We start from the raw sequence: 11,925 nt of genomic DNA on the forward strand, positions 1-11,925 counted from the left end.
CCAACTTTTTCTGATTTCCTGGTTAGGTTCGGCGAGTTCAGGTGAAAATCAGAGGTGCCCTAGCTCCACCGTGTCGCGATACAAGTAAGGCAAAGCACAGCTGGCCACCATGGCCGGGTTTAAATTGTCTTCATCAACGCGCCAATAAGCCGCCTCGCCCGTCATCGCATGACTGCCAACAACATACAAAGGCATGGCTTGCCACAGCTGCTCTAGCTGCAGAGGGTGGCGCTCCAGCGCTGCGTGCCAGAGCCAATGCACATCGGTTAAATGGCCGCCGCGCACAAAGCGCGATGGATTAAAAAACTCACGTTGGGTGGCCATTTCGGTAATGACACGGCGATTGCGCCCGGGTTTGCGCGTTAGGTAACCGACCAAGTTGGTGGCGCCGGCAGAAACGCCCAGTGCCATATCAAAATCGTAGTGATTGCCTTGCATTAAAGCGTCGAGTACACCGGCGGCGAAGATACCGCGCATGGCGCCGCCCTCAACGACCAACGCACGGCAACCCGCAGGGGTGTGGCTATTGGTCATACTGTTGTCCCTATTAAAGGTAAGTTACTCAGTGTAAGAACAGACTACTCTGGGGTGAAATTGTTCATCTGCATCAGCATCATCAATTCTGACAATGATCACCAAACTGTAACTGCGCCAGCCGCTGATACAAGGGCGATTGCTGTAACAGCTGATCATGGGTGCCCACCGCAGCAATGCGCCCTTGATCCAACACCACAATGCGATCCGCGTGACGCACCGTCGCCAGGCGATGGGCAATCACCAGACTGGTGCGCTGTTGCATCAGCTGATCGAGCGCCTGCTGCACCCAGTGCTCACTGTCGGCGTCCAATGCTGACGTCGCCTCATCTAATAGCAGAATTTCTGGGTCACTTAAAATCGCTCGGGCAATGGCCAGCCGCTGTTTTTGCCCGCCCGACAGTTTGACGCCTTGCTCACCTAAATAGGAGTCATAGCCGTCGGGCAATTGCTGAATAAAATCGTGGGCGTGAGCCGCTTTGGCAGCCTGAATCATGTCTTCGTCACTGGCATCGGGGCGACCGTAACGCAGGTTGTCACGCACTCGGGTGCTGAACAGTACGGGTTGCTGCGGCACCAAGGCAAAATGCTGGCGTAGCTCAGCTAAAGGCCAGTCACGTAAATCACGGCCATGCAGCAAAATTCGGCCCTGTTGCGGATCGCGAAAGCGCAGTAATAAATCCAGCAAGGTGGATTTGCCGCCCCCAGATGGCCCCACTAACGCCACGCGCTCACCGGCGGCAATGTGCAATTCCACCTGTTGCAGTGCCGGCGTATCTGGCCTGGAGGGATAAGCAAAACTTAATTGTTGCAATTGCAAAATCGGCGCTCGGACAACCGCCGATGAAAGGGGGTCTGGTGAAAGAGCCGCCGGTGAGCGAATCTCAGCCTCAGTGGCCAGCAGTTCACGAATGCGCTCGGCGGCACCGGCCGCGCGCTGCACTTCGCCATACACTTCCGTCACCGCCGCCAGCGACATGGCCACCATCAGGGCATAAAACACAAACGCCGCCAGCTCGCCCGGCGTTAAGCGCCCCTGAATCACATCGGTACCGCCAATGTACAGCATCACGGCAATGGAGCCCATTAATAACGCCATCACCAAAAAAATCAGCACGGCGCGTTGTCGAATGCGCTTAAGCGCTACGGCAAACGCACCTTCTGCCGCTTGCTGAAATTGCTCGCTGACCATGGCTTCACGACCAAAAGCTTGCACCACTTTGATATGCTGCAAGCTTTCGCCCGCCCAAGCACCTACCTTGGCCACTTGATCTTGGCTGGCGCGCGATAACTTGCGTACCTTGCGCCCCAGTAATACCACTGGAAACACTAGCAATGGCACCGCCACCAGCGCTAAAACACTGAGCTTGGCGTTGGTATAAAACATCAGCCCCAAGCCGCCGACAAATAACAAACTGTTGCGTACGGCAAACGAAAACGACGAGCCAATAACGGTTTGCAGCAAGGTGGTGTCTGTAGTGACGCGGCTTTGAATTTCACCGGCCAAATTGTCTTCAAAAAAACTCGGCGGCAGGGTTAACAAATGCCGATACAACTGCTGGCGAATGTCAGCGACGACGCGCTCACCAAGCCAGGACACCCAATAAAAGCGCAAAAATGCCCCCAGCGACACCAACAGCACGATGCCGGCAAACACCGCGATAGCCTGCTCCAGCCCCTGCTGCGAACCGGCGGCAAAGCCTTGGTCCATCATTAAGCGCACCCCCTGACCAAGCGACAGCGTTAAAGCCGCAGTCACTATCAATGCCGTTAGCGCTAGGGCAAATTGCTTGCGATAGGGTTTAATAAATGGCCAAAGCCAGCGCAGCATAAATATTCACACTCTAATTTGCCCAGAGCTGTCCAATTTGTGAACAACTGCTCGTATATCGCCGATGTTTTTGACCACATCAAGGTGCGTAAGTACCATCAACGCCCTATTTCATATGGTATACGGAGATATCAACCTATGCGATTGCAAGCTCTTTCCCCTCTCTTTCTATCTATTGCCCTGGCCGCATGTGGCGGCGGTGGTGGATCATCCAGCTCTGATGACAGCGGTAACAATACTGACAACGGCAATAACACCGATAGCCAGCAGAATAATGGCGATAACGGTGATCAACAGGATAATGGCTCCAATAACAACTCCGATAACGATGCCAACACAGCCACAACGTTTGCCGACGCCTTGCAGCTGACTGGAGATGTGACGACAGACGCGCCAACTGTATCTGTAGCTGCGAGTGCGATTTCAAACCTAGCGTTATCTAACGTCCAGCATGTTCCGCTCACCCAAAACAGCGATTTCAATCTGCAGATAAATCAATTACAGGCGGCCGCCGGCTATCAATTAGCGGGCTATGTACTTGAGTTAGGCTCAAAGAAATATTGGCTCGCGGCTAGTGGTGACGGCAGCCAGCGGGTGAGCATCAGTGGCTGGCAGAATCGTTTTGATATCCAGAAACTGGAATCAGCATATCTGACGGTTACTGCTCTACAACAACCTATCAATGAAACATTGAGCCCAGCTGAGCTCGCCGCACGCAGTGACACTGTTCTGGGCCAACAAGCACTGGAGGTGCGTGGCATTCCACTGCCCGACGACCCAATGCAGATTATCGTAAGCTGGAAAGACTCATCGCGCGAGCCAGACCTATCTTCAGAAAATGAACACGGGGCCTCCTTAGCGGTTACGCTGGGCACGCAATTCGAGTCTCTCAGTAGTGGCCAGCTTGGTGAGCGATCTCATGGCTGGATGATCAGAAGTCGCGAGGACGGAATTGCCATGGCATCTTTCCAATATCGTTCCGATGTGACCAGCCTTGAACCTTCAATCTGGTATCACGACGGCGACGAAAGCATCACGTATCAACTTTTGGTCGTTAAAAACGGTGAAGTTGAATACGTGGCGAAGAACTCCTTCGATATTAACGAAATGCCAACACAACTCGATGATGATGGCGAGATTATCTACGATAGCGAGATCCATAACTATCCAGCCATCGTTTTCGACGAGAGTGTTCGTGCACAACAAGCCGAGACGCAGGCAATCTCACAGTGGAGCGGGCTCTGGAAGCCAGAAGGGATGAATCAGGTATATTTCATTGCGGAAAGCGGCTTTGCCAGCCTCCGTAACCTTGATCACCCAAGAACCGCCTGTATCCCGAACATGTATGCTTACAAGTTGACGCACCTGCCCAGCGGCTTCCGGGTCGTCAATAACGAGCTACAGATTCGCAAAGCCCTGCTGCAACAACATTGGCTGGAACCGTTTAACTTCGGTAAAGGCTATGAGTGGGTAACCGTAGATCTTTATCAGCCAGGCGACGATTATCCGTGCCAAGGCGATCTTGATTTATAAGTAGTAGCTGGGGGCTTAATGCCCCCGCTATCTTACTTATCGGTATTGACCCGCTATACGGGCTAAAGCACCAAATTCATAATGGCTTGACGGCTAAAGCCACGCAGTACTTCACCGTTATACAAAATCAGTGGTACACCTTGGCCATTGAGCTGGTCGTATTGTTCTTTGCCCAACTCCGACTTTTCAATGTCGTACTCGACGTAGTCGATGCCTTTTTCTTCAAATAGCTTGCGCGCACGCTGACAATAGCCACACCATTCCGTGGCGTACAGCACCACGGTGCCGAAGTGATCTTGCACAAACGCCGGTGGTGGGTTCAGCCAAGCATCTATGTAGGCCCATTTTTCATACACAACTAAAATCGCCAACAAGGCAATGAGTTTCTTCATAACCGCTCCTTGGGAAAACCGGCATTATACCCATTCGCACCCTGCTTGTGCTGTTCGCGCCCACTTCGCCGCTGCCTTTAATGCCACTCGAACCGGCTATTAGCAAAAAGCGTGATTGAGTTCATAACCAAATCGGCGTATTTTTGACGGTTCCCTAACGAGTTAGCATCACTGACAACGGCCGCCCAAAAGGCGCCGTCAGAGCCCTTGCCGGCCATCACCCGGCAACACGAAACAACAATAATAAGGCCGTGTCTTGCTCCAGTGTGTGCACTCACATCACATGGAGGATGATCGTTGTGCAGTTGATCACCGCACTGTTTGCAAATAATCGTGGCCTGGTGGGTCTGGCCATTGCATTTATTATCGCCAGCGCCCTGGCGAACATTGGCACCATTAATTTTATTAACGAAACCGTCGCCTCTCAGGGTGAACTGTTCGCCAGCCATGCTGGTTGGTTTGTCGCCCTATTGTTGGGCGCTTTTTGCTTGGCAGTGATTTCCCAATGGCTGATGACCACCTTGTCTTACCGAGTGGCCTATCAACTGCGTGGGCGCCTATTAAGCCAGGTGTTGCATTGTGAATATGAGCATTTGCAAGCGCTGGGCCGCAACCGTATTTATGCTGCCCTGACCAAGGACGTGCGTCAGCTACAAGAAGGCTTCGTTATGCTGCCGTTTTTTTTGTATGGCATTACCTTGGTCGTCGCCAGCTTTGCTTATTTGTTTTGGCTCAATGCCCCGTTAGCTACTTTGACCCTGGTCTCACTAGTGCTGGTGCTGGGCGTTAATCGGGTGCTGACGTCACGCTTTCAGGCATTATTGCGAAAAGAGCGAGAACTGGAAGACGATTTATTTGGCGGCTATGAAAAAGTACTGGACGGTCATAAAGAATTACTGCTGAACGAAGCGCGAGGTCAACGCTTGGTCGATGGCATCATGCAAGGCCCTGCAAAAAAAGCGCGCGATTACCGTACTCTGGGTGACCGCTATATCGTCGTGAGCATTCATTTGATGACCACCACGGTGCTCGCCTTAATCGGTGTGACCTTTTGGGCGGTATTTAAACTCGACATGGGCACTTTGGCACAAGGCACGGCCTTTGCGCTAACGCTGTTATTTATTCGCCAACCGATGAACATGGCCATGAACCAACTGCCAGGGTTAATTACAGCACGAGTCTCGCTGCGCAAGCTGCAATCGCTGGACTTACCCGAGCCAGAAGACCAGCGCCAACCAGCAACGCCTTGGCGTCAGGACTGGCAGCGCATTGAACTGCAAGACGTATGCTATCGCTACCCAGGCAACGAGCAGTTTAAATTTGGCCCAGTGAGCGCCCAAATTGAACGCGGCGAGTTGGTTTTTTTGGTGGGTCATAACGGTGCTGGCAAAACCACCTTGGTGCGCTTATTAACCGGCCTGATCAGACCACGCAGTGGTCAGGTACTGGTCGATGGTCAGGCACTGCCCAACCCGGATTGGCGCCATTACCGTGCCATGTTTTCGGCGGTACTGACCGATTTCCACCTGTTTGAGCAAGCCGCATTACCAGAGCAAGGCGAGCAAGATGAACGCGCCCGACTGTGGTTACAGAAATTGCAGCTTGACCATATTGTTAGCGTCGACAATGGTGAATTTTCAGTGGTGGATTTATCCACAGGCCAGCGCAAACGCTTAGCCATGGTCAGCGCTTGCTTAGAAGACCGTAGCTTGCTGGTATTGGATGAATGGGCCGCCGATCAGGACCCCTACTTTCGCAAAATGTTTTATGAGCAACTGCTGCCCGAGTTAAAGCAACAAGGGCTCACGCTGATCGTGGTCAGTCACGACGACCGTTATTTCCACGTGGCAGATCGCGTGCTAGAACTCAGCCGCGGTGGTTTAGTCGCTTATTCGCCCGCCGCCTAGCACTCTGGCCCAAGCGTAAAAACTGAGGCACACTAAGCCCCAGCCCAGTGTGAATACACTGGGCTTTTTTTTGCCCAGGGCTTTTATTTATGCACGCTTTTGCCAATAAAACCGTGGCTGTTTTGGCCACCAGTCTAATGCTCGGCGCCTGCAGTGAATCAACACCACCAGAGCAAGCGAAAAACACCGAGGGCTGTGGCCGCGTCACCATTGCCGATATGAACTGGGATTCGGCCAGCTTTCTGGCCAACCTAGACGCCACCATTTTGGAGCTGGGCTACGGCTGTGATGTGCAATTGGTGCCCGGCGATAGCCAGCCCACCACCGCCTCCATGGTGGCTAAAGCTGAGCCAGACATCGCACCAGAGATGTGGACCAACTCCAACCGCGAGCTGATTCAACAAGGCGTCGACGAAGGACGCCTAGCCTTCGCCGGTCGCTCACTCAGCGACGGTGGCCAAGAAGGTTTTTGGGTGCCCAAATACATGCTTGAACAATACCCGGAACTGGCCACCATTGACGGCATTCGCCAGCATGCCGAGTTATTCAGCCATCCGGAAGATCCTGAAGCATCGGCCTTTTATGGCTGCCCCGCCGGTTGGACCTGCCAGCTCACAACAGAGCGTTTGTTTAATGCACTCAACTTGTCTGAGCAAGGCTTTAAAGTCGTTAACCCGGGTTCAGGCACCGCCTTGGCAGGCTCGCTGGCGCGCGCTTATGAGCAACAAGCGCCTTGGTTTGGCTATTACTGGGCGCCGACTGCACTGCTGGGTCAATATGACATGGTGATGGTGGACTTTGGCAGTGGCATAAACGCCGAGCATTTTCGCCAATGCATTACCCAAAAAGAGTGTGCCGAACCTCAGGTGACCATGTATCCGGCTTCGGACGTTTACACCGTCACCACCGCACGCTTCGCCAAGCAAGCGCCGGATGCCATGGCCTATTTAAATACCCGCAGCTTCAGCAATCTGCAAATGAATGAGTGGCTTGCCTGGATGAAAAGCCAGCAAGCCGATGGTGAATACACAGCGATTGAATTTTTGCAGCAACAGCCTGAGCTGTGGAAAGCCTGGGTTTCACCCGAAGCGGCGCGCAATATTGAAATGCAGTTGCATTAATACGAACTTAGGAATGCAGCAGCGCGTTAAACGCGCTGCACCCACTGTGCTCGCCAGGCCGGGGCTTCGTAGCTGTCCGGCCAATATTCTGTTTGCCGACGGATCAGCTCGTGCTCAACGGTGTGAAACGTCAACGCACGGTCCTCGCGTTGACCATCGCTGACCACAACATCAGTAACCACTTGATTGCCTTCTTGCACAATGCGCTCAATGGTAAAGCGCCACTGCCCTTCACTTGGGTAGGCGGTATTGAGTGCGGCAAAGTTTTCACGCCCGACAATCAACTCGTTGGATTGTGGCCAGTAACACTCAAAGTCTTCTGCGAGCCAACGCGCTGCAACATAAAAATCATTGCTTTCCATGGCGAGCCAATAAGCAATCACCACGTCTTTGGCCATCATGCCGACAATTCCTCCCACTCATCAAAAATGCAAGGTACCCAATAGCGAGCGATACGATCGCACAGAATTTCAGCATTGATCACAGCTTCCAGGCGGCCACCGTTGCGCTCAATCACTTTGCGCGAGGCAAAGTTTTCGGCATCGGCGGTAATAAGCGCCTCCTCAATGCCTAGCTGACGCGCAACGGGCAGAACTTGCTGCAACATCCAAGCCGCGTAACCTTGGCGACGGTATGAAGGCGCCACGTCGTAACCTATATGGCCGCCTTCCTTAGACAGCAAAGGCGTGTTGATATGGTGACGTACACGAATTGCGCCAGCAATGGCGCCGTTGTCGGCAATGCACCAAAAATGGTCGCACGGCACGTAACCGGGCTGCAGGTTCTTGCCAACGGCTTCATCGTTGAGCTTTTTCACATAGGCAGGAAAGTCATCCACACCTTGTTGGTAATAAGTAGCATTTTTTCGATCATGTCCGAAAAAATCCTGGTAAAAATCAGCGAACTCTTGTTCGTAAGCCAAATTAGGCTCGATTAGCTTCACGACGGTTACTCCTTAATTTGCCGCAGATTGAATCATATCCCTGATGTGGAAAAAGAGACCCACTTAATATTTGCTTATATTGCTCCTAATGCCCTATTCACATGCTTCCAGTGAGCTATGCCATAAGTTGGCGACCCCAAAGCCAACCGCATCATCATCTTCGCTAAGCCATGTTATTAAGGGCAAGGCAATCGAAAGCTGTCGTCTAAATCCAGCGGTAAAAACAAACTGCTGATGCCAAGTGTGACGCTGCGCTCGCAGATTGTTTGGCGCTTAGCTTCATCCTCAATGTAGGTCTCTTTATATTCAGCGTTAAACACTGCTTTATTGTTATCGCTAAATGCAGTCAGAACGTCACACTCCTGATACTCATGGCATTGCTCATTCACAGCAAAATCATACAGTGGCTCAAGTTCAGCGACCTGATCCAGGTTGTTTTTTAACCCTATTGCTAGATTGCGTGCATGCGCTGCTTGCGCTAGCGCCTGGTTGTAACTGAGCTGGTCGCTGGCCGTCAGGCCCAAACCATTATTATTGCTGTAGCCATCCACATTATCTGGCTCGACGGCATCACAGCCTTTGTCTAGCGCAACATCCAACCGCGCTTGCATGATGGTAAGCACTTCGGGGCGGCGAATATCCAACCACTTTTCATCTTCCCAGCCATCCAAGGTATTACCTAACGCCGATGGCGGGAACTGGTCAGCATCGTCACGCCATTCTTCCCAAGAACCAGCCGAGAAATAGCACACCACTTTGCGGCCTGAGGCTTTTAAATCGGCAATGGTCGAGGCAGGAGTGTCGAATAAATCGAGGTCGTAAACATCCACCTCGTAGCCTGTGTTCACCGTGCCGCTCAGCTGCCACTGCCAACTCAAGCCGGAGGGAAAAGCAACGCGCTGAGGCGGTTGTGGGATCACCTCGGGTGCAGGAGATGTTGCGTCTGGACCAGTCGGCTGACGTGTGTCTGAATCATTGCCGCCGCAGCCAAACAGGCCACCGCAAAGCAATATCGTGGCCAGCCAGCCTTGATAAGAAAGAGTATGCATCATGCTGCCCCTAATGAATAAACACCCTTAGAGATAGCACAGGAGACGCGGCCCGCTTGTGCAGGCCATCACCGAATCCGTCATTGGTGTGGAAAAACAGCGTTACCGCAACGCCAGCTGGAAGTGTTTGCAAGCACCGGTTTTATCTCCCTCTTGCAACAGCACTTGCGCCATTTCAGCGTGCAGATCTGGCAAGCCTTTGATGCGCAAACCGGTTTGCAGGTATTCGCGGGCTTTTTCTAAATCGTGCTGACGCATGGCCAAGCGGCCTAGGGCCAGCAGCAACTCTGGGTCGTTGGGGCGCTCTTTCAAACATTGCTCAGCGAATAAGCGCTGTTTGTTGGTGTCTTCGCCTTTTAGCCGACCAAACCAGTGGATCAAGTCATCGTGCCAGACGTTTTTAAGCGCGTTGCGCAGCTCTGCTTCGGCAAGAATATCCTTACCCAAATCTGCCAGCAGCTCGACGTAGCGCAATAGAATGCTGGCACTGTAGCGACAATGGCGCGGCATCTCCTGGTAGACCTTTTTTAGCTCCGCGGCGATGTCGTCGTGATGCGCCTTGGCGGCGCGCTCCAACAGCTGCAGTTGCACTTTTTCTTCCAGTGCTTTGAGCTCTTCTGCTGGAATCTTGGTCGCTTTGCGCAATACGGGCAGCAGCTCGTTCAGGGCGACCCAGTCCTCTAACTCCTGATAGGTTTTTACCAACAGTTTGAGCACATAAGCGTGCTTGGGGTGTTTGGTGCGCAGCTTCAACAATACCGCCAGCGCTTGCTCCAACTGGCCACGCGACTGCAGCAGTTGCACGTGCGATATGCCCACCGCCAGCTCTGAGCCTTTGGTGCTTTGACTGGCCGCATTGAGCAGCTCGTCGGTGGTGTCGTGTTTGCCTTGCTCATAAGCCGCGCGCGCGGCGGCGAGATAGTTGATCAGCGGCGTATCAGCATCTTCGGCAACGCTAGACAACTGGCGCTCAGCGGTGCGCCACTGCCCTTGCGCCAGGTTTAACAAGCCGCGCGTGGTCATGCGCCGTGCACGCTGTACTCGACGCTGACGGCGCCACTCGTTAAAGCGCAAATCACTGCCCAGCAGCAACAGGCTTAAGCGCACCAACAAGTACAGCAATGCCATAAAGATCAGCACCAAGATGGCGAACGACCATACCGTGGTTTCCATGGTGTAGGTATGCCAGCTCAGCAACACATAGCCTGAGTCCAGACTAACCCAGCTTCCCGCCACCAAGCCGGCGGCCAGGGTCAGCAATAAAAAGGCGAGCCATCGTTTCATGCTGCTGGCTCCTGTGCCTCAGACTGGAGCGGTGCCACAGTGCCGCGACGCTGCTGCTCAACCAGTTTTTGCAGCTGGCGCAGCGATGCGGAAATATCCGGCGCAGCGGGTGCGACTTGCCATTGTTGCAGCTCACTTAACGTGGTGCGCACGGCGCGCGTGCGCTCGTCTTCTGCCATTAAGTACTGATCCAACCATTGCTCAACGCGCTGCAAGCTGTGTTGATACAAGGATGGCTCCTCACGCAGCAGCGCCACCTGTGCTTGCTCCAGCATCAAGTGCATATTTTGCTGCAGATAATAGAACTGATCCGGCGTCAGTGGCGCTTCCATGGCGACATCGCGCTGGCGAATGCGAACCATATTGCCAAGGGCGGTTTTGATGTTGCCCCACAGCTGCCAATACCAAACCTGTTCTTCTGCCGTTGCTGGCTGCGCATCTGACATTTGCGGGCGCTGCAGTTTTTCTGGCAGCCAGGGCAAGTCTTGCAGCGACTCTTGCAAGCTCTGCAGTCGATACACAGCGCCGACACTGTCTAACGCCGGTACGGCGCGCAGGGCCTGCATTTCTTTGGCCAACGTAGCACGGACCGGGTTAAGGCTTGGGTTGCGCGTTTCTAACAGCACGTTATCCGCCGCTTGCAGCATGCTTAACGCACCGCTCCAATCACGCTCTAGCTGCAAGCGCTGGTTGGCCAGGCGCATCAGGTATTCCGCCTCGGCGAGCAACCAATCTTGACGCTCGGCACCCGGCAACTTGGCCAGCCGCTCACTGTTGTGTTGCAGCTGCTCGCCCAGCTGCTGCAAACCGTCTAACGCTTGTTGCGTTTGCTGCTGCAGTTGGCGCTCTTCCTGGCGCAAGGTATCGGTTTGCTGCTGCGCCTGTTGCAAGCGATCTTTCACCACCGCCAGCTCGGCGGCGGTGTTTTGCTGTTGCTGCCAGCCCAGCCAGGCGCCGTAGCCTGCAACGGCAAATAAGCCGAGCATCAGTACCAGGTTGATCCAAGATAGCGGATGCGGGCCGCGTTTCGGCGCAGGTTGAGCGGCTGCCGGTGTGGGTTGCGCTTTGGCGGTTGCAGATTGCTGTTGGCCAGCGGGCTTACCCTTAGCCGATGCTTCAGGCTCAGCGGTTTCAGGCACAGATTCCGCTTCCGGGGTGGCCTTCTCTAGCGCCGCAGTCTCGTCCGCCATTGCCTCAGCAGAGCTGTCGCTGGCATCGCCGGCATCATCTTGGGCATCCGCGTTCTGTGGCTTAGCGTCGTCCTCAGGCTTGGACGGCTCCTGATCAGAAGAAGGGGTGCGTTCGCTCACAGTGTTGATTCCTTATCTGGC

11 protein-coding genes are annotated in these 11,925 nt (G+C 53.8%); 3 read left to right on the forward strand and 8 right to left on the reverse strand.

Annotation, left to right across the window (positions count from 1 at the left end; all coding sequences use genetic code 11):
* Window positions 1-48 precede the first annotated feature (48 nt).
* Window positions 49-534, reverse strand: coding sequence for a patatin-like phospholipase family protein (locus tag IE090_RS15550; protein ID WP_189389770.1), 486 nt, complete (start codon window positions 532-534; stop codon window positions 49-51).
* An 82-nt stretch (window positions 535-616) separates the two neighbouring features.
* On the reverse strand, window positions 617-2,365 hold the full coding sequence (locus tag IE090_RS15555) for an ABC transporter transmembrane domain-containing protein (protein WP_189389771.1): 1,749 nt from the start codon (window positions 2,363-2,365) through the stop codon (window positions 617-619).
* A gap of 138 nt (window positions 2,366-2,503) precedes the next feature.
* Between IE090_RS15555 and IE090_RS15560 the strand changes: the two genes are divergently transcribed.
* Window positions 2,504-3,898 carry a hypothetical protein gene (locus tag IE090_RS15560; protein ID WP_189389773.1) on the forward strand — a complete coding sequence of 465 codons (1,395 nt, stop codon included), beginning with the start codon at window positions 2,504-2,506 and terminating at the stop codon, window positions 3,896-3,898.
* A 62-nt stretch (window positions 3,899-3,960) separates the two neighbouring features.
* On the opposite strand, the gene IE090_RS15565 is transcribed toward IE090_RS15560, so the two are convergent.
* A complete protein-coding gene (locus IE090_RS15565; protein WP_189389775.1) occupies window positions 3,961-4,290 on the reverse strand; it encodes a glutaredoxin family protein in 330 nt (109 codons plus the stop codon).
* Window positions 4,291-4,589: 299 nt separating this feature from the next.
* On the opposite strand from IE090_RS15565, the gene IE090_RS15570 reads away from it, so the two are divergent.
* A complete protein-coding gene (locus IE090_RS15570; RefSeq protein WP_189389776.1) occupies window positions 4,590-6,197 on the forward strand; it encodes a cyclic peptide export ABC transporter in 1,608 nt (535 codons plus the stop codon).
* Window positions 6,198-6,286: 89 nt separating this feature from the next.
* Window positions 6,287-7,318, forward strand: coding sequence for an ABC transporter substrate-binding protein (locus IE090_RS15575; protein ID WP_229815798.1), 1,032 nt, complete (start codon window positions 6,287-6,289; stop codon window positions 7,316-7,318).
* A gap of 26 nt (window positions 7,319-7,344) precedes the next feature.
* Here IE090_RS15575 and IE090_RS15580 read toward each other — a convergent pair whose 3' ends face one another.
* The 5 genes from IE090_RS15580 to IE090_RS15600 form a co-directional block, all read right to left on the reverse strand.
* Window positions 7,345-7,719 (reverse strand): nuclear transport factor 2 family protein, encoded by a 375-nt coding sequence (locus IE090_RS15580; RefSeq protein WP_189389778.1) that lies wholly within the window; start codon window positions 7,717-7,719, stop codon window positions 7,345-7,347.
* Complete coding sequence (locus IE090_RS15585) at window positions 7,716-8,261, reverse strand: GNAT family N-acetyltransferase (protein WP_189389780.1); 546 nt, start codon at window positions 8,259-8,261, stop codon at window positions 7,716-7,718. Before IE090_RS15585 ends, IE090_RS15580 begins: the two co-directional genes overlap by 4 nt.
* A 176-nt stretch (window positions 8,262-8,437) precedes the next feature.
* Complete coding sequence (locus IE090_RS15590) at window positions 8,438-9,313, reverse strand: endo alpha-1,4 polygalactosaminidase (RefSeq protein ID WP_229815799.1); 876 nt, start codon at window positions 9,311-9,313, stop codon at window positions 8,438-8,440.
* Between the two features lie 99 nt (window positions 9,314-9,412).
* Window positions 9,413-10,594: a heme biosynthesis HemY N-terminal domain-containing protein gene (locus IE090_RS15595; protein WP_189389781.1), complete on the reverse strand. Its 1,182-nt coding sequence runs from the start codon at window positions 10,592-10,594 to the stop codon at window positions 9,413-9,415.
* Complete coding sequence (locus IE090_RS15600; protein WP_189389783.1) at window positions 10,591-11,904, reverse strand: uroporphyrinogen-III C-methyltransferase; 1,314 nt, start codon at window positions 11,902-11,904, stop codon at window positions 10,591-10,593. Before IE090_RS15600 ends, IE090_RS15595 begins: the two co-directional genes overlap by 4 nt.
* Window positions 11,905-11,925: the final 21 nt, after the last annotated feature.

The sequence above is a fragment of the Bacterioplanes sanyensis genome (assembly GCF_014652515.1).
Lineage (GTDB): Bacteria > Pseudomonadota > Gammaproteobacteria > Pseudomonadales > Oceanobacteraceae > Bacterioplanes > Bacterioplanes sanyensis.

Excerpts from the sequence above, each read along its gene's own strand:
- IE090_RS15550 (WP_189389770.1), bottom strand. The coding sequence starts at position 534 with ATGACCAATAGCCACACCCCTGCGGGTTGCCGTGCGTTGGTCGTTGAG.
- IE090_RS15555 (WP_189389771.1), bottom strand. The coding sequence starts at position 2,365 with ATGCTGCGCTGGCTTTGGCCATTTATTAAACCCTATCGCAAGCAATTT.
- IE090_RS15560 (WP_189389773.1), top strand. The coding sequence starts at position 2,504 with ATGCGATTGCAAGCTCTTTCCCCTCTCTTTCTATCTATTGCCCTGGCC.
- IE090_RS15565 (WP_189389775.1), bottom strand. The coding sequence starts at position 4,290 with ATGAAGAAACTCATTGCCTTGTTGGCGATTTTAGTTGTGTATGAAAAA.
- IE090_RS15575 (WP_229815798.1), top strand. The coding sequence starts at position 6,287 with ATGCACGCTTTTGCCAATAAAACCGTGGCTGTTTTGGCCACCAGTCTA.
- IE090_RS15580 (WP_189389778.1), bottom strand. The coding sequence starts at position 7,719 with ATGATGGCCAAAGACGTGGTGATTGCTTATTGGCTCGCCATGGAAAGC.
- IE090_RS15590 (WP_229815799.1), bottom strand. The coding sequence starts at position 9,313 with ATGATGCATACTCTTTCTTATCAAGGCTGGCTGGCCACGATATTGCTT.
- IE090_RS15595 (WP_189389781.1), bottom strand. The coding sequence starts at position 10,594 with ATGAAACGATGGCTCGCCTTTTTATTGCTGACCCTGGCCGCCGGCTTG.